This window comes from Niabella ginsenosidivorans (genome assembly GCF_001654455.1).
In the GTDB taxonomy this organism is placed as follows: Bacteria; Bacteroidota; Bacteroidia; order Chitinophagales; family Chitinophagaceae; genus Niabella; species Niabella ginsenosidivorans.
Genome location: NZ_CP015772.1, coordinates 4,441,734 through 4,458,937 on the forward strand (window position 1 = coordinate 4,441,734; position 17,204 = coordinate 4,458,937).

16 protein-coding genes are annotated in these 17,204 nt (G+C 44.1%); 5 read left to right on the forward strand and 11 right to left on the reverse strand.

Features of this window, described 5'->3' with window-relative positions; genetic code table 11:
* Positions 1 to 270 precede the first annotated feature (270 nt).
* The 4 genes from A8C56_RS18750 to A8C56_RS18765 are packed head-to-tail and all read right to left on the reverse strand — an operon-like array spanning position 271 to position 6,487.
* Entirely contained in the window at positions 271 to 1,098 is an 828-nt protein-coding gene (locus tag A8C56_RS18750; protein WP_084490284.1) for a DUF3823 domain-containing protein, read from the reverse strand.
* Between the two features lie 25 nt (positions 1,099 to 1,123).
* Positions 1,124 to 3,214 (reverse strand): RagB/SusD family nutrient uptake outer membrane protein, encoded by a 2,091-nt coding sequence (locus A8C56_RS18755; RefSeq protein WP_067759465.1) that lies wholly within the window; start codon positions 3,212 to 3,214, stop codon positions 1,124 to 1,126.
* A 25-nt stretch (positions 3,215 to 3,239) separates the two neighbouring features.
* Entirely contained in the window at positions 3,240 to 5,885 is a 2,646-nt protein-coding gene (locus A8C56_RS18760; RefSeq protein WP_067759469.1) for a SusC/RagA family TonB-linked outer membrane protein, read from the reverse strand.
* 14 nt (positions 5,886 to 5,899) lie between these two features.
* Positions 5,900 to 6,487: a carboxypeptidase-like regulatory domain-containing protein gene (locus A8C56_RS18765; RefSeq protein ID WP_067759471.1), complete on the reverse strand. Its 588-nt coding sequence runs from the start codon at positions 6,485 to 6,487 to the stop codon at positions 5,900 to 5,902.
* Between the two features lie 335 nt (positions 6,488 to 6,822).
* On the opposite strand from A8C56_RS18765, the gene A8C56_RS18770 reads away from it, so the two are divergent.
* Both A8C56_RS18770 and A8C56_RS18775 read left to right on the forward strand, forming a co-directional pair.
* Positions 6,823 to 7,686: an AraC family transcriptional regulator gene (locus A8C56_RS18770; RefSeq protein WP_067759474.1), complete on the forward strand. Its 864-nt coding sequence runs from the start codon at positions 6,823 to 6,825 to the stop codon at positions 7,684 to 7,686.
* A gap of 411 nt (positions 7,687 to 8,097) precedes the next feature.
* Complete coding sequence (locus A8C56_RS18775; RefSeq protein WP_067759476.1) at positions 8,098 to 8,535, forward strand: pyridoxamine 5'-phosphate oxidase family protein; 438 nt, start codon at positions 8,098 to 8,100, stop codon at positions 8,533 to 8,535.
* Between the two features lie 83 nt (positions 8,536 to 8,618).
* Here A8C56_RS18775 and A8C56_RS18780 read toward each other — a convergent pair whose 3' ends face one another.
* The 3 genes from A8C56_RS18780 to prpB are packed head-to-tail and all read right to left on the reverse strand — an operon-like array spanning position 8,619 to position 12,154.
* Positions 8,619 to 10,070, reverse strand: coding sequence for a bifunctional 2-methylcitrate dehydratase/aconitate hydratase (locus tag A8C56_RS18780; RefSeq protein ID WP_067759479.1), 1,452 nt, complete (start codon positions 10,068 to 10,070; stop codon positions 8,619 to 8,621).
* 34 nt (positions 10,071 to 10,104) lie between these two features.
* Positions 10,105 to 11,259: a bifunctional 2-methylcitrate synthase/citrate synthase gene (gene prpC / locus A8C56_RS18785; RefSeq protein ID WP_067759481.1), complete on the reverse strand. Its 1,155-nt coding sequence runs from the start codon at positions 11,257 to 11,259 to the stop codon at positions 10,105 to 10,107.
* Complete coding sequence (gene prpB / locus A8C56_RS18790; RefSeq protein WP_067759484.1) at positions 11,249 to 12,154, reverse strand: methylisocitrate lyase; 906 nt, start codon at positions 12,152 to 12,154, stop codon at positions 11,249 to 11,251. The genes prpC and prpB overlap by 11 nt, the downstream gene beginning before the upstream one ends.
* Positions 12,155 to 12,367: 213 nt before the next feature.
* Here prpB and A8C56_RS18795 point away from each other — a divergent pair, with 213 nt between their 5' ends.
* The 3 genes from A8C56_RS18795 to A8C56_RS18810 all read left to right on the forward strand — a co-directional run bounded on the left by A8C56_RS18795 (position 12,368) and on the right by A8C56_RS18810 (position 14,567).
* Positions 12,368 to 12,610 (forward strand): hypothetical protein, encoded by a 243-nt coding sequence (locus tag A8C56_RS18795; protein WP_067759486.1) that lies wholly within the window; start codon positions 12,368 to 12,370, stop codon positions 12,608 to 12,610.
* Positions 12,611 to 12,875: 265 nt separating this feature from the next.
* Positions 12,876 to 13,595, forward strand: a complete 720-nt coding sequence (locus A8C56_RS18805) for an SDR family oxidoreductase (protein ID WP_067759491.1) — start codon at positions 12,876 to 12,878, stop codon at positions 13,593 to 13,595.
* Positions 13,596 to 13,646: 51 nt separating this feature from the next.
* Positions 13,647 to 14,567, forward strand: coding sequence for a helix-turn-helix domain-containing protein (locus tag A8C56_RS18810; protein ID WP_067759493.1), 921 nt, complete (start codon positions 13,647 to 13,649; stop codon positions 14,565 to 14,567).
* 94 nt (positions 14,568 to 14,661) lie between these two features.
* Here A8C56_RS18810 and A8C56_RS18815 read toward each other — a convergent pair whose 3' ends face one another.
* The 4 genes from A8C56_RS18815 to A8C56_RS18835 all read right to left on the reverse strand — a co-directional run bounded on the left by A8C56_RS18815 (position 14,662) and on the right by A8C56_RS18835 (position 17,174).
* Positions 14,662 to 15,057, reverse strand: coding sequence for a DoxX family protein (locus A8C56_RS18815; RefSeq protein ID WP_067759495.1), 396 nt, complete (start codon positions 15,055 to 15,057; stop codon positions 14,662 to 14,664).
* Positions 15,058 to 15,426: 369 nt separating this feature from the next.
* Entirely contained in the window at positions 15,427 to 15,726 is a 300-nt protein-coding gene (locus A8C56_RS18825; protein ID WP_067759499.1) for a DUF1330 domain-containing protein, read from the reverse strand.
* A 23-nt stretch (positions 15,727 to 15,749) separates the two neighbouring features.
* Positions 15,750 to 16,157 carry a DinB family protein gene (locus A8C56_RS18830; protein ID WP_067759502.1) on the reverse strand — a complete coding sequence of 136 codons (408 nt, stop codon included), beginning with the start codon at positions 16,155 to 16,157 and terminating at the stop codon, positions 15,750 to 15,752.
* A gap of 84 nt (positions 16,158 to 16,241) precedes the next feature.
* Entirely contained in the window at positions 16,242 to 17,174 is a 933-nt protein-coding gene (locus A8C56_RS18835) for a helix-turn-helix domain-containing protein (protein ID WP_245645579.1), read from the reverse strand.
* Positions 17,175 to 17,204: the final 30 nt, after the last annotated feature.

A 17,204-nucleotide genomic window follows, 5' to 3' on the forward strand; every position in this document is an offset into this window, starting at 1 on the left:
CGCTGTTTATTAAAATTACTCTGGCTGAATCCCGGTATTAAAAAAAGACAGAATAAAAAACAGCTTTGTAAAGTTTTTAAACCCATGTAAAAAAATTATTAATAACCAACAAAAATAATTCCTGCAAGCGCTGAGCCTCCTATATTCACGAAGCAGCAATTACATGAAATTTTTAAAAAACCACCTCGTTTAGATTGTTGAAGCAAAAGAACATCTTTTTTAAACGTTTTAATGGCTGTGTTTTTTTATAATTATTTTTATTCAACTATTTTATTTACTAACAGTAACCGTTTGAATAGTGGAATAATTTAATGGCGTGCCTACAACAGGTATATTCGTTGTGGTACAGGCCCCTACCCTAACCCACCAGGTCCTGGGCGTAGATGTCGGTGCAATTTTACCTATTGACTTTACAATATAATTATTGCCATAGGCAAACACATTTGATGTAACCACTCCATTCAGCACAACAGTTTCATTGTTGGGAAAACTGGTTTTCACATTTGTATAACGATTATCATAATTGGAGTTTGCAGGATAAGGGGCGTTACCATTTATATAAAAATTAATATTCTTGATTGCATCATGGTTGTATGCGGGATGGTTGGTACCGCGGATTACTTTAATAGTTGCTGTAATGGAGCTATCGGATGCATTAAACACAGGAGGCGTAACCCACTGGATCACCAGCATGGAAGATACGGTAAAATCTTTAGTGGTTACACCCTGGATATTAATATTCCGGGAAGAATCTATTACAGAAGGCCATGTGGGCGCCAAAGGAACAAATGGCCCATTGATATTGATGTTATAATACCCCTTAAATATCCTGGAATTGTTATAATAACCTTCGGTGTTAGCACCAAAGTTCGGATTAGGTGTTGGAGCTGTGGCCGTCCAGCTTAACTCCAATAGCTGGATACTTGCTTCTCCCATATCCAGCTGAAGCGGCTGACCCGTCAACGAGTCATAAATAGTTCCCCTGATGGTGGCATCAGGTTCTGCATAGCTATCCGCTTTAATACAGGCAGTAAGGCAGCTGACAATCAGCATAGCGATCAGAACTACGGGCATTGGATATTTATTTCCTCTTTGCATTGTAACGATTTTTAAAATTCCACAATTAATAACCTATATTTTGAATCATTTTTTTGTTATTCGATATTTCAGAACCCGGGAAGTTTTGATAATACCATACAGATTTCCATGTGTACCCATTACTATATCTTGTCATTTCCTCAAAGGGTTTAATATCAAAAATATATTTGCCGGTCTCTGCTACATAGAATGGAGTTAACTGACGATAAATGGTCGCATTCATTTCTGAGTCAAACAATCTCCAGCGATTCAGATTGAACCACGTTTTGTTTTCAAAGGCAAATTCCTTTCTCCATTCCTTCCTCACTGTATTCAGCGAGAAGGAAGCCAGCGGGGTCTGGGTAGCGCCGGCCCTGGCCTGGATCTGATTCACATATCCCAGGGCTTCACTTGTATTTCCGCCTAACTCCATAATGGCTTCAGCAGCGGTCAGTAACACTTCCGCATACCGAATCTCGATCCAGGTTTGATTACTATGCCCATAGCTGCTGCTGGAACCCATGTCGGCAGGCGCCTTACTCGGATTCAGGTATTTACGTATTGAAAAACCCATAAAAGCAGAGGAGCTATACCATGCACCCCCACCGGTGGAATATATACCGGCATTGCCGGCAGCTAATATTGTTTGCCCGGCATTAGGATACCCCGCGGGTATCGTATAGAGGCGGTTGGTATTACCACTGCCTGTGTTTGTTGGTCCCAGGCCAACAAATATCTGGCTGCCGGTATTCGTAATATCATACCTGCTGTTCAAAGGCGTGCCTTCACCCGAGTTCTTGATATCATCAGGACTGATTGCTCCCCCGGCATGCCCCTGAGGTTTTACAATACCCGCCCTTATTTCTATAACAGAACCTTTTAGCACATCATAGGGGGTAATGACAAAAGCCTTCAGGCGTGGTTCTGCGTTGGCAAACAGGTCAGTTGGGTTGGCATACTGTACATAGGTCCCGTCCGGATTCAGGTTTTTCAACCTGGGGCAACCAAAAGCGTTTGGCAGATTCTGGATGGCCTTAGGCCCGTCCCCGTTCCAGGTTGGAATGCCATCATACATTTCTACAAAATCCAATGTAGGGCTTACTTCAGAGCCCCACCCCCATCCTCTGATGCAGTCAGGGATCATATACAGGTCCCAGTTATGGCCGGAAGACAGGTATGTATCATATTGCCTTACAAAAATATTTTCCGGACTGGCGGCATCAAAGAACATATCGATCATATTTTGGGTTTGAGCAGCCAAATTACCTGCCACCCAACTTTTCATATACAAACTGTAGGTTTTACCGGCAGTACCGTTTATGACCAATTTAGCAGCATCATACGCAGCCTGGAAATAAGCAGCTGCTTTGGCCGGGCCATCCGCAAAGCCGCATAATTGCCCTGTACCATATTGGTTCGCAGGAGAAATGTTGGTGTTGTATTTAGCAATACATCCCGCATACAGCATTGCCCTGGCTTTGTAGGCGGCTGCGGTACTTTTATCAGCCCGGCCTGTTTGATTGGTTACAGGCAGCAGATTATAAGCAGAATCCAGATCAGAACCGATAAAGTTCCATGTGTCCTCTTCTGAAGACCTTTCCAGACCATTGATGGCTGCCGAATCTGTACTGGTTGAGGGGTAGTTAATGGGCGTTTTCACCAAGGGAACGCCGCCAAAACGTCTTACCAGGGCATAATAGCAGGTAGCACGTACAAAATGCGCTTCGCCCAGCCAACCCTGTACCTGTGCAGCAGAGAAGCTCCCCGCATAAGCAGGAAGGTTTTGTATAAAATAATTACAATCCCTGATGGTACCGTACACCGCATTATAGTTAACAACATTACTGTTCTCATTAGGCTGACGCCAGTCTCTCCCTAAAGATTCTCCGGTTGATTTACTGCCCCAATTAAAGGCATTATACGCGTTATTGTAACCATTGGAGGGAGAATATTTAAAGTCTTCTATGGGCATTTCACTATATAAACGCGCCATATAAGAGGTTACACCATCCGGAGTACCTAATATGGCAGCATCTGATAAAATGTTAGGAGGCGGAACATCCAATTTTTTACAGGAATCCATCATTATTGTAAGGCTCATCAATAACAATGAGAAAATTAAAAATCTTTTTGACATAATATAATAATTTTAATTTCTTGAATTAGAATTTCAGGTCAAGACCAAAACTCACTGCCTTGTTCAACGGATAAGCATAACCACTTGCCTCACCATTATTTCCCGGATGTTCCGGATCCATGGATGCAGGCGCTTTTTGCAACGTCCAGATATTATATGCATTAACAAAGAAACGTACGTTGCTGATCCCGCTTTTCTTCAGTATAGCTGGCGGAACCGAATACCCCAGCTCTATTGATTTTAATCTTAAATAAGAGCCATTGATGTAATACGAAGTTGTTGTTGTAGGAATAGCATTTCCGTTCATAGGATAGTAACCGGGCACCCATTCCTGTGTAGGATCATAAGGATCTGCAGCCGGGTCGGCAGGATGCCATGCATTCATAAAGTCTGCAATGCCGTTCCCTTTAGACTGTCCAACAGAGAACCTTGTAAACTCGCCCGGAAGTTGTAAGTACCGCATCGTTGCGCCCTGCCACACCATTGCCAGATCCAAATCCCGATATCTTAAACCAACGGAAGAACCAAAGTTCATCAACGGATAAGCGCCATTAGCATTGATCAGGAAAGTACCATAGTTATAGGTAGAACTGGCGGAACTTTGTTGCCCGATCCCGGCATAATCTGTATAGTAGAAATCGCCGGGAAGGGTTCCGTTAGGTACATACCAGGGAGAATTTAAGATCTGATCCCAGCTTTGGTATTGCCCTGCAGTTTGTTCCATAAAGGTCACATCAGCAGGTCTGTTTACCAAATTATTCCGCCAGTTGTTATAAGAATTGGTCTGTTTAGCATCTCCGGGACGGCTGGTCCAATAGGTTCTTGTATAAGACGCATTTACGGTTGCATCCAATACAAACTTACCAAAAGTGCTATGGTGCGTCAACGTCAATTCAAAACCATGCGCCTGATCATTATTGAGGTTTTCCTGGGGCAGACTGGCACCCACTATACCGGGCAGTGCAGCCGACCGGGTACCTAACAGCCCAGACCTGTTCCTGACAAAATACTCAGCTGTAATTCCTAACATCCCCTTCCACATGCTGTAATCGAGACCTACATTAAATGTTTTAGAGGTAAGCCATGTTAAATTTGGATTTGCAATCCCTTTATTTTGAGAAGCAGATACAAACTGACCGTCAAATACAGCTCCCGCCGGCAGATACTGAGGATTCAGCGTATACCCAAGACCACCGGTGGCAGGATAATAATACCCTGTCAGAAATTGGTAGGCGGCAGAACCGTCATCGCCCAATACACCATAAGAAGCTCTGAATTTCAGGTTATCTACAAATGATAAAAAGTCAGCATTCCTAAAGAACTTTTCATCACTGATCTTCCAGCCGGCAGAAGCGACGGGGAAAAATCCCCATTGATCCGTGCTGATAAATTTAGAGGATCCGTCATAGCGGAAGGAAACTTCTGCCATATACTTTGACCTGTAGTCATAAGCTAAACGGCCTACATACGCTCTGTTTACATAATCATACGGATATCCGCCGTTCATGCCCGCGTTATTGTTTGCATTCATTATTCCTGCAAACAAATAGGGTACAGACAGGGCTAAATCCCTTTGTCCATTAAAGTTATCCCCTTTACTTTCTGTTTGTTCCGCCAAAATCATGGCGTCCACGTTATGTCCGCTGAATGATGCCCGGTATTCTGCCTTTATCCTCGTCATCCATTGTTTCGTAACAAAGTATTGCCTTGTAATGGTGCTTGGTGATTGTTGTACATTGCCCTTGGGATTATTCTGTAAATAGGTGGCAGATGTGTCAGCATACAAACTATATGTCTTAGCGTAAAAATCATTATCGCTGTTACTATAATTATAGCTTCCTGTAAAAGAGAGCTGCAGCCCCTTTAAGAAGGGCGCATCATAGGTAATATCCACCAACCCGTTTGCATAAAGGTTATTGTACTTTTTATAGCCCACTGTATTAGGGTCCATTAATATCAGCGGGTTCCAGCCATAGTCAAGCCATGATTGCTGGGGATATTGTTGTGCTTCATCCCAATAAGGCTTCTGTATGGGATTCATATTCCAGGCAGTATAAAAAAAGTTATTTACATCTACATAAGGCTGATGCCTGTCATCGGCGATGGCATCCAGATTAAATTTAATTTTCAGATCTCTTGTCAGTTTTGCGGATATGTTATTTGTCAAAGAATACTTATTGTATTTAAGCGCATTGTTTTTAAATAATCCATCCTGGTATAAATAACTTAAGCTGGAGTAAAAAGTGATCCTGTCGCTACCACCTGTAGCGCTCAATGTATGCTGTGTTTGCGGCGCATTTTTTAACATGGTCATATTGATCCAGTCCGTTCCCGTTAAGGTTCCGTTCCGATACAGGTTGATCGCAGAATCTGAAAAAGACCGCACCAATCCTGACGCCGGGCCGCCGGCGCGCTCTGCCATTTGGTTGGCGATCGTCATATACTGTACAGGATCAGCCATTGTAGGTACGCCGGATCTGTTTTGCAATCCATATGTGCCCGTATATTCCAAAGAAAATCTTCCGGACTGTCCTTTTTTAGTAGTTACTACTACCACACCATTGGCAGAGCGGAAACCATATACTGCAGCAGAGGCATCTTTCAATATGCTGATGCTTTCTATATCGTTAGGGTTTAAGCGGTAAAATACGCTGGCATCCTTTTGAATCACCCCATCAATAACAATCAGCGGTGTCCCCCCAGCCCCCGGATGTTAAAGGTATTATCATAGGTACCGGGTTGGGCAGAGTTCTGAACAATGATCGCACCAGGCATTTTACCTGCCAGCGCGTTTAGAACGGCTTCATTTTTAGTGGTAATGATCTGATCCGTGTTAATAGACGTAACAGCCCCTGTTAAAGTAGCTTTCTTCTGGGTGCCATATCCTATCACAACAACATCGTTCAGGTCCAGTTCCGACTGTTTCAGAACTATTGACAGGCTGGTATTATTTCCGGCCCGGACTTCCTGTGTTGTATATCCTAAATGGGAAATTACCAAAACAGCATTGCTATCCTTTACCGTAATTGTAAACCTGCCATCTTCCCTGGTAACCGTTCCATTGGATGTTCCTTTTTCAACAATGCTCACTCCAGACAGCGGATTGCCATCTTCATCAGTTATTTTGCCGGACAAAATAAATTCAGGATTAAAGCTGCCTGCCCGGGCATCAGTGATAGAAGGCAATGTCAGGAATATAAGCAGTTTCAGAACTACCAGACAGGTCTTAACCCGATAATTTCTTACCGGCCTTTTAATATCCGATCTTTTCATATACAAACACGTTGGATTTAAATTATATTAATAAAATTTATAATATACTATCAGATAATAATCACCCTAAAGTTTCTTTTATTGCTTAACTACCTGATTTTTTTGAAAAATATTGCGTATTGATGATCTGCTTTGAGTGTGGCAACACAAAACCGTCTCTTAATAAATTTTTGTTTCCTAATTTTTCTTCATACTGGCAACCCTGCTAATTAGCCCAGGTATCGTAAAACGAATGTACAGCCCATCCTTTTTAAAATTTTTGCGTATTTTTATCAGTTTATACCTTATTTTGTAATTTTTTCAGCATATTCCCACAATTCTATTCAAAATAGATCATGAGAGCTCAGTACAATCCGATTTCTCCACTTGAATCCAATTCATTTAAGGCAGAATACCAGGTAAGAGAAAAGTTTGATACCCCCTGGCACTATCATTCAGAATTTGAGCTCACGCTGATCTTATCAAGTAATGGAGTGCGGTATGTAGGCAATCATTTTGAAGATTTTTGTGAACACGATCTGGTGCTGCTGGGGCCCAATCTTCCGCATTGCTGGACAACTATAGGACCGCAGAGTGTTCCTGCCAGGGCAATAGTTATACAATGGAAAGAGGATTTCCTCGGAAAGGATTGGATCAATTGCAAAGAATTCCAAATATTTAAGCACCTTTTCAAGCTATCCCAGGAGGGAGTCAGATTTGATGAACCTGTTGCTCTGAAGCTAAAAGAAAAATTTATAAAGCTGGTTGATTTACAGCCGCTGAATAAACTTACCAGCCTTTTGGAAATTTTGCAGGAGCTCAGTTTTTCAACTCATTTTCAAACGCTGTGTGATCCGGATTTTAAATACAAGCTGAACCATATGGACAACGAACGACTGAGAACAGTTTTCCAGTTTGTAGACCGTCATTTTTCAAAGAAAGTGACACTGAAAGAACTATCGGAGATGGTTTATATGACGGAAGAATCCTTTTCCAGGTTCTTCAGCAAAGTAATGAATAAACCCTTCTTTTTCTTTTTGAACGAGTACAGGATCAATATGGCATGCAACCTGCTGCTTGAAACCGACCGGCCTGTAAGTGATATTTGTTATGAAGTCGGATATGAAAGTTTTCCGTTCTTTTACCGGCAGTTTAAAAAATTTAAGAATTGCACGCCTCAAAAATTCCGCAAACAGTACCTTACGTTTAAAAGTAGCTAACAGTTTTTTACCTGCTCCCTTTCCGGAAATCAAAATTTTTATCTGATCCGATACCGCACCGACAGGATATCCCTTACAGCAATCAATGACAACCATTTTATTGAATGTTTTGAAAACGAACCGGCCATTCAATTCCTGCGATCTGACACCACAGGGCTGATCCTGACCCTTGACAAGGGCATCCGGGACATTACCAGAAAGCTGGAAGTATTAAACCTGCCCCTCCTGTATTAATACACTATAGCGAGAATCTGAAAAGTCAGTACCTGATCCGGGGCTCCGCTGATCCTGATTCATCTGCAAAAGCTGCTGAAACGCCTCTTTCCAACAATATTCTCCTGAAAAATAGTATATTTATTAAGGGGGAGCAGTTGAAGCTCTGAAAAACTATTTAACTTAAAATCAAATAAAATGGAGCAGGAACTGGAAGAAGAACAAATAGAGCATATTTTGCATCAGAATGTCCTGGGGCACCTGGGCTGTCATGCCGAAGGTATTACCTATGTGATCCCGATCTGTTATGCTTATGACGGAACCTTTATTTATGGCCGTACCTATGAAGGCCTGAAAATAAAAATGATCAGGAAAAACCCCGATGTTTGCTTCCAGGTGGAATCCATAAAAAACATGATCCAGTGGGAAAGTGTTATCGGCTGGGGTAAGTTTGAGGAGCTGACCGATGACGGCCAGCGTGAGGCAGCCATCCGCACCCTTAAAGAACGCATTACAGCTATTGTAAAAAGCGACGAGCTGCGCGGCTCTCCCTACTGGCCCTTTTCTGCGCCCGGTTCCAAAGGGATCCTTTTCCGCATCCGGCTTAATAAAAAGACCGGCAGGTCTTCATTATGAAATACGTTTGTCATTCCTGTATTTCCCGGAATATTTCCGGTTCGCGAGACGAGAACCGGGGCGTCTGAACTTCAACATCCGCCCTATAATACCATACTGTCTGTAAACTCATGTACAGGTGTTTGAATCAGGCGGTGATAATCCAGCGAATTTTCCAGCACCGTTTTTTGTTGCTTTTCGGGGAATATCCTTGCCAGGTTGATCCTGTATTTTTTGATCAGTTCAGGAATGCCTTCCTCCCTCCTGCGTTTATGCCCGATGGGGTATTCCACCACCACTTCCTCCCAAATCGTTCCGTCGTTGAGCTCAACCGTCAGCGCATTGGCAATGGAGCGTTTTTCCGGGTCGTGATAATCTTTGGTAAACTGCGGATCTTCCACACATTCCATCTTATCGCGCAGCGCATCAATTCCCGGATCTGCGGCAACAGCGTCTTCATAATCCGCCGCTGTCAGTCGGCCGTAGATCAGCGGAACGGCAATCATATACTGGATACAATGATCCCGGTCAGCCGGATTATTCAACGGGCCTTTTTTATCGATGATACGGATCGCCGCTTCATGCGTGCGGATGGTAATCTTTTTAATGTCTTCCGCTGTTTTGTCTGCTTCTTTCAGTTTTCTATGTAAGGTCATTGCGGCTTCAACTGCGGTCTGGGAATGGAATTCGGCCGGGAAAGAGATCTTGAACAGGATGTTTTCCATTACATAGGAACCATAATCCCTCTGGAACCGGAAGGCATTGCCCCTGAAAGAAACATCATAGAAGCCCCAGGTCTTTGCCGTTAATACGGATGGATAGCCCATTTCGCCCGTTTTCGCGATCAGCGCCAAACGAACAGCCCTGGAAGTAGCATCGCCCGCTGCCCAGGATTTACGGCTTCCCGTGTTGGGCGCATGGCGATAAGTCCTCAACGACTGCCCGTCTACAAATGCCAGTGAAACCGCATTGATGAGCTCCTCCCGCGTCAGCCCTAAAAGCTTTCCCACAACCGCAACGGAAGCCACTTTTACCAGCAGCACATGGTCTAAACCTACTTTATTGAAAGAGTTCTCCAGTGCCAGCACTCCCTGTATCTCGTGCGCTCTTATCATAGCATCCAACACCTCTCTCATCAGCAACGGCGGCTTACCTGCCGTTACAGCCGTTCTTGAGATCCAGTCGGCCGTTGCCAGGATGCCCCCTAAATTATCAGAAGGATGCCCCCATTCAGCGGCCAGCCAGGTGTCGTTAAAATCTAACCAGCGGATCATGGCGCCAATGTTAAATGCAGCCTGAACGGGGTCTAACTGGAACTGCGTTCCCGGCACTTTAGCACCGTTCGGCACTATTGTTCCTTTTACGACCGGCCCCAGCAATTTGGTGCAGGCCGGATAGGTTAATGCTTCAAACCCGCAGCCCAATGTGTCTAAAAGACAATAGTGCGCTGTTTGCCAGGCTAGTTCGCTTTTAATCTCATAGTTGAATACATAATCCGCAATGTCTGCCAGTACTTTGTCCGGCTGCGGCCGTTCATTGGAAATGTGTGATGCCATTATCAATTGAAAGTTGAGAAATGAGAATGTTTTTTTAGTTTCTTTTTTCTATTGGAACAAATGCTTTGTTTTCCGGACCTGTATAATTGGCGCTGGGGCGGATGATCTTACCGTCCTGCCGTTGTTCTATAATATGCGCGCTCCAGCCCGTAACCCTTGAAATTACAAACAGGGGGGTAAACATTTGGGTAGGCACTCCCATCAAATGATAGGATACCGCAGAGAACCAGTCCAGGTTCGGAAACATTTTCTTCTCGTTCCACATTACCGTTTCCAGGCGCTCTGCAATATTGAACAGGAGCAGATCTCCGGCTTCTTCAGAAAGCTCCTTTGCCACTTTTTTGATCACTGCGTTCCTGGGGTCGGAAATAGTGTAAACCGGGTGCCCAAAACCGATGATCACTTCTTTATTGACCAGCCGTTTACGGATATCTTCCTCCGCTTCCTCCGGAGAATGATAGCGGCTTTGTATATCAAAAGCCACTTCATTGGCGCCCCCGTGCCTGGGGCCTCTTAATGCCCCGATCGCACCGGTAACCGCCGAATAAATATCCGAACCTGTGCCCGCAATAACCCGGCTGGTAAAGGTGGAGGCATTGAACTCATGCTCTGCATACAGGTTCAATGAAACCTGCATGGCTTTTACCCAGGATGCGGGAGGCTCGGTTCCGTGTAGCAGGTGTAAAAAATGCCCGCCGATGGTATCATCATCTGTTTCCACATCGATCTCTTTCCCGTTATGCGTATAATGATACCAGAACAATAACGCAGAGCTGAAGGAAGCCAGCAACTTGTCTGCTATAGCTCTAGCACCAGCCTCATTATGATCTTCCTTTTCAGGAAGAAGCGTACCCAATACAGAAGCTGTAGTGCGCAGCACATCCATGGGATGCGCCGCAGGAGGAATATTTTTTAAACAGTCTTTTACCCCTCCGGGAAGCCCTCTCAAAGAACGCAGCCTGCTTTTATAGGCATTCAGCTGCGGTTGTGTGGGCAACTGGCCATAAATAAGAAGGTAGGCTACTTCTTCAAACTGCACCTTTTCTGCCAGGTCAAGAATATCATAGCCACGGTAATGCAGGTCGTTCCCGCTTTTTCCAACACTGCACAGGGCTGTATTACCGGCAGCAACGCCCGAGAGCGCTACACTTTTCTTTGGCTTAAAAGCGCTTTCATTATTATTGGACATTTTTATTCTTTTTAAAGAGGTGATCTAATTTCTGTTCATAGTCGTAATAGCCGATGCTTTGATACAGTTCTTCCCGCGTTTGCATGGTATCCAGCACATTTTTCTGTGTGCCATCTTTGCGGATATGCGCATACACATTTTGGGCGGCTTTATTGGCTGCGCGAAAGGCAGAGAGCGGGTATAAAGCCAACTCCACACCAGCCTCCCTTAATTCATCAACAGTATACATTTTTATCATCCCGAACTCGGTAATATTCGCCAGCACGGGAATACCCGTAGCATCTACAAACTTCTGATAAAGATCCAGGCCCGGAACAGCTTCGGCAAAAATAAAATCAGCACCGGCTTCCTTATAGGCAACCGCCCTTTCCAGGGTCTTTTCCAGCCCTTCACTGGCAAAGGCATCTGTACGGGCACCTATTACAAAATACTCATCGGTACGTGCATCTGCAGCGGCTTTTAGCCGGTCTGACATTTCCTCTTTGCTTACAATTTCCTTTCCCGGGCGGTGCCCGCAACGTTTGGCGCCTACCTGGTCTTCTATATGCAGCGCTGCGGCGCCCGCTTTGATCAGCGATCTTACCGTACGGGCAATATTAAAGGCCGATGGGCCGAAGCCGGTATCCACATCCACCATCAGCGGCAGGTCGCATACATTGGTGATCCGCTGTACGTCTGTTAAAACATCTTCCAGCGTGGTAATGCCCAGGTCCGGAATACCTAACGAACCGGCAGCAACCCCACCCCCTGAAAGATAAATGGCATTAAAGCCTGCCTGCTGTGCCAGCAAAGCATGATTGGCATTGATGGCGCCAACAATCTGTAACGGTTTTTCTTTTTGCATCGCCTCTCTGAAGCGGAGCCCCGGAGTGCTTATTCTGTTCTGATTCTTCATGCTGACTGTTAAAATATGCTTTCAAATATAATACACTGCCCCGTAATTGATAAATTAACAAAAAAATTGCTTCTTTTCTGCATTTGAGAGGTACCAGGCAACGGAGATGTTGCATGAATTTGTGGCTAGAACAGTGAAACCGGCCATCTATACCCTCCAGTACCATTATTACAAAACATCCAGGCCGTTCTGATTTTATTTCCAAAGCTCTTTTTGGCTACAACAATCTGTCATTTGGTTATAGCGGTATTTTGGACCTGGCCGAACTTTGCAGCAACAGAAAGTATTATTAACTATAAACATTGTATTAACAGGTTCCTTGAGGAACATGGGAAACCACTCACGCAGGAGCTGGTGCAAAAAGGGCATCCGGTAACAGTAGCCAGCAGCGGGGCTATAGAAAAGACAGAACTGAAATGGCAGGTCATTCCGGATGAAGCATTACTGAACGAATGACCGGCAACGGGATTTAACCCGCAAATTGCCAAAGGTTTTGTGGAAATGCAGACGGCACAGGGTTCAGGGGTTCTGTACGAAGATTATTACCGCAACAGGCCGGTATTGGGCAGGTAAAGCTGAACGATTTTGCAAAGGAATTCGCCGGTTTGTATAATGCTTCAGATGAATAAAGCAGTATTGTAACAATCCTAAAACACAGGATGCCTTTCCGGCAGGCGGCGCTGCCTAACACAGCATTATTCAATAAATAAAACAGCATCCAATGAAAACAGCGTTTATAACAGGGGCAAACAAAGGGATTGGCTTTGAAACTGCCCGGCAGTTAGCCCAGCTCGGTTATTTTGTTTATATCGGTAGCCGTGATCCATCCAAAGGGTCTGAGGCCGCAGAAAAACTAAAGGCAGCAGGATGCACCAATGTGGATTGTATTAAAATAGATGTTACGGATAGCCATTCCATACAATCAGCAGTAAAAAAACTGGAACGTAAAATACCCTGTTTAGACGTTTTAATTAATAATGCAGGCATTGCGGGAACACAGCCGCAAAACATATCGGCCTGTAAAACGAAGCTTTTACGGGAGGTGTTTGAAACCAATTTTTTTGGTGCCGTGCAAACAACGCAGCAATTCATTGGCTTATTAAAAAAAGCGGCGGCACCACGGATCGTAAATGTTTCCAGCCAGTTAGGATCCTTAACCGTTCAAAGCAGCTCTCAAAACCCCAACTACAGGGTCTATGATGCATACAGTTGCTCTAAAACAGCGCTCAATGCTTTTACTGTGCTGCTGGCAAAGGAATTCCAGGGCACTCATTTCAAAATAAACAGCGTAGCACCAGGCTATACGGCAACTGACCTGAATCAGTTCCGGGGAACACAAACACCCGCGCAGGCAGCACAGGTCATTGTAAAATATGCCACTTCAGACAATGACAGGCCAACAGGCGGCTATTTCAAAAAAGAGGGCGAACTTGCATGGTAGCAAATCCCTGGATCTATTGTTGTTTTACAGTTTACAAAATAACTCATACAGATGGCGAGCACAAAAACACAAAGGATAAAAACGATAACTGAGTTTCACCAGCTCAGGGGTCTGCCAAAACCGGAGCATCCTTTGATCAGTGTAGTGGACTATACCAAGATCAGACGTCCGCCTGATATCAGTGCAGTGAACTGGGTCTTTGATTTCTACCAGATCTCCGTAAAAAAAGGGATAAATGCCAAAATGAAATACGGGCAGCAGGAATATGATTTTGATGAAGGGATCATGTTCTTCATTGCTCCTAACCAGGTTTTCAGAATTGAAGCAGAACCCGGCCCAATGGCCGAACGTTCGGGCTGGATAATGCTGATCCATCCGGATTTTCTCTGGAACACACCTTTGGCAAAGACCATTAAGCAATACGAATATTTTGATTATTCGGTGAACGAAGCCCTGTTCCTTTCAGAAAAAGAGGAAACAACCGTTAACGGCATCATACAAAATATCCGCCAGGAGTATCATTCCAACATTGATCTGTTCAGCCAGCGCATCATTATTTCGCATATAGAGGCATTGCTCAACTATTCAGAACGCTTTTATCAACGGCAATTCATTACACGAAAGATCACCAACCATAAAATCCTGGACCGACTGGAAGCATTACTGTCCGACTATTTCAATAACGATGACATTACAGAAAAAGGGCTGCCCACTGTACAATACATTGCCCATGCATTAAATGTTTCGCCCAAGTATTTAAGCAGCCTCTTAAAGACATTGACGGGGCAAAGCACCCAGCAGCACATTCATGACAAGCTGATAGAAAAAGCAAAAGAAAAATTATCCACTACCGGACTATCAGTAAGCGAAATTGCCTATGAACTGGGCTTTGAGCATCCCCAATCCTTCAGCAAGTTGTTCAAAACAAAAACCCGTCAATCACCATTGGAGTTCAGGGCTTCATTCAACTGAATGATCTTTACAAGCTTCTTATATCCAAATTGCAATAATTTTTGAAAACAGACACAAAATCTGCCCGCCTCAAGGAACAGAGCCTGGTTACAGATTATCGTTTATAATTTACGATCTTTCCGGATGCAGGTCTTAACCACCAGGATAACAGGGTAAATAATGTAAATATCAGCGGAAACAGTACTGAAGCATAATCTTTTACAACGATATGGGATATAACCGCCCCCGTGAAAAGAAAGCACAGGCCTGCATAAGCCCATTCTTTCAGTACTGACAGGCGGGGCAGCAGGATCACAATTGCGGCAGGGATCTTTGCGCTTCCCAAAATAAAAGCCAGGTATTCCGGATAGCCTAAACGGGAAAGCACGCCCTGCACGCTTCCCTTATTAAGGATATTAAAATCCCATAAGGCACCGTTGATCAGTTCAAAGGCAAGCAAGGCCGTAATGATCCAAAAAATCACCGGTCTTATTTTTGAGGGTTTGCCCATAAAGCACAATTGTTTTATAACCAATCATTTTACCAGGACCACCAGCCAGACTGCCGCTTTTTATGTTCTTTTATTTATTGATGAAAAACGCCAGGAAAAGACAAAAATTGTCTGTATGGGTTTCAATTTTTTAAGCACGTTTTTTTTAGTTAAACCCGGCTTCCTGCCCCTGTAACAAAACTCCTTTGATTTCCTGAAAAATGTTCCGCTACCGATAAAGGATCAACCGCCCCGACCCTTTTCAGAAAATAATGCGCCCGTTTTATTGATAATATCGGGGCTATTTGTATAGCAAAGGAGCACCTACAGCATAACCCGCTAAAAGGCCGGCAGAAAATGTACCGGCATCTATCATTGAAAGATACGTGCCTACAGTTCTTTTTCAAATGCTTTTACCAGCACCATTGTACAGTTCTTTACAGACCGGTGCCGGATCTCTTTTATAGCAGCATATTCAGGGTCATTATAGCATTGCAGGGCTGCCTCCAGGGAGGGGAATTTTATAATGGCATTCATTTTACGGGCAGTACCTTCTACCGGCAGGGCATTAGTATCCGAAGCCAGCACTTCCGCTCCGTATTTTTCAAGCAGCGGGCGCACTTTTGGCGGATACTTTTCAAATTCAGCTTCATCTTCAATATCATAGCTGTTGATATAATATACAATCATAATCAGGGTATTATAGAAAGGTTTTAATATACATATTCAGGGGGTTCAATACCGCTGCACCTCAGGTAAACAACTGCCTGTCCGCGATGGTGGGTAATATGGTCCAGAGTTGCATAAAGGCCCTGCAAAACCCGGTCATTCCATTTTACCGACCCGAGCGTGCTTTTCAGATCCGTATACGCGTCGCTGAGGCAGGCAATAACGGACTGTTTACCGTTTTTTGGCGCAGGCGGGTCCCATGCGGTTTCCTGGTTTTTAACATAATTTTCCTGCCACCAGTAAATACCATATGTTATATGGTTCATCAGTTCCGAAAAATCCCAGCCGCCGTTCTCCGGTCTGAAATGATATGCCTTTTCCGGCATGGCAGCCGCTACATCAAGTGTATACTTCATCGAGGTTTCCAGTGTGGACAATGCATGCTCTTTCATATAATAATTTTTAGAGCGCCAAAATTACCTGCAGCAAAAAGCAATCTCTTAAGGAATCTTGCTGTTTTGGAAAACGGGAGCCATTTATTCCGGGTAATGATCTTTTATGAGAAGATGCCCCTGATGCAATTCCCTGAATTTTGCGGGAGAACAGGTATACCTGCTTTTAAAGGCAGCGCTGAAGTGCTCTATACTGTTAAACCCCGAAGAAAACCCGATATCCCCTACCGGCAGACGGGTATGCTGTAAAAGCATTTCCGCGTGCTTAAGCCTTAATCCCAGCAAAAAACGGTGCGGGGAGGTACGGGTAAATGTACTGAATATCCGGCTGAAATGAAAAGGACTGATGTGGCAATGCTTTGAAAGATCCGTTAACGAAATATCGCTGGTAAATTGCTGCATCATATATTCCTTAGCCCTTTCAATGGTTGTTAGATGATTTTTTTTCAGTTGGGCATGAACGCGTTCATCAGGTTTATACACTGTAAGATGCTCCAGCACCCTGCGAATGATCTGCATCACTATAGTATCCATATACAGCCTGCTTTCTGTTTGATGCTGTATATGCTGCAGGAGGGAAAAATGCAGCCATTCCGTTTCTGCCGTTGTTTTGATCAATGTGGAATGCAGGTCTTCATCAGTAAAAAATTTCACACCCGCATACTGCTGCTTCAATGCTGCATAAAAATCATTTTTAAAATCGAGGATGGTGCATTCATCAGGAATCGAATGCGCATGGGTAACCGTGCGTTCATACCCCGGTTTGGTAACGAGCACACAACCGGTATAGGAGTCCAGTGCATGTCGGAAAACATTAAAAATAAAATTGCCCTTGCGTACAAAGCTTATAGAAAAGCTTTTGCTGTACTCCGGCCCGGAAGTACAGCAATCCCTGCACCGGCACTTAAAGTTGAGGATACGATAAAAGCCGGAACCGTATAATAAATGAATATCGGCATCCATGCCTATAAAGATAGAAGCTTTTACAAAACCGGCCAATGCATATTCTACCGGCACACAGCGCTTTTTTTTAATTTTGGGACACCC

Bases quoted from the DNA above. Each gene is read 5' to 3' on its own strand.
- A8C56_RS18750 (WP_084490284.1), bottom strand. From the start codon at position 1,098: ATGCAAAGAGGAAATAAATATCCAATGCCCGTAGTTCTGATCGCTATG.
- A8C56_RS18755 (WP_067759465.1), bottom strand. From the start codon at position 3,214: ATGTCAAAAAGATTTTTAATTTTCTCATTGTTATTGATGAGCCTTACA.
- A8C56_RS18765 (WP_067759471.1), bottom strand. From the start codon at position 6,487: ATGAAAAGATCGGATATTAAAAGGCCGGTAAGAAATTATCGGGTTAAG.
- A8C56_RS18770 (WP_067759474.1), top strand. From the start codon at position 6,823: ATGAGAGCTCAGTACAATCCGATTTCTCCACTTGAATCCAATTCATTT.
- A8C56_RS18775 (WP_067759476.1), top strand. From the start codon at position 8,098: ATGGAGCAGGAACTGGAAGAAGAACAAATAGAGCATATTTTGCATCAG.
- A8C56_RS18780 (WP_067759479.1), bottom strand. From the start codon at position 10,070: ATGGCATCACACATTTCCAATGAACGGCCGCAGCCGGACAAAGTACTG.
- prpC (WP_067759481.1), bottom strand. From the start codon at position 11,259: ATGTCCAATAATAATGAAAGCGCTTTTAAGCCAAAGAAAAGTGTAGCG.
- prpB (WP_067759484.1), bottom strand. From the start codon at position 12,154: ATGAAGAATCAGAACAGAATAAGCACTCCGGGGCTCCGCTTCAGAGAG.
- A8C56_RS18805 (WP_067759491.1), top strand. From the start codon at position 12,876: ATGAAAACAGCGTTTATAACAGGGGCAAACAAAGGGATTGGCTTTGAA.
- A8C56_RS18810 (WP_067759493.1), top strand. From the start codon at position 13,647: ATGGCGAGCACAAAAACACAAAGGATAAAAACGATAACTGAGTTTCAC.
- A8C56_RS18815 (WP_067759495.1), bottom strand. From the start codon at position 15,057: ATGGGCAAACCCTCAAAAATAAGACCGGTGATTTTTTGGATCATTACG.
- A8C56_RS18825 (WP_067759499.1), bottom strand. From the start codon at position 15,726: ATGATTGTATATTATATCAACAGCTATGATATTGAAGATGAAGCTGAA.
- A8C56_RS18830 (WP_067759502.1), bottom strand. From the start codon at position 16,157: ATGAAAGAGCATGCATTGTCCACACTGGAAACCTCGATGAAGTATACA.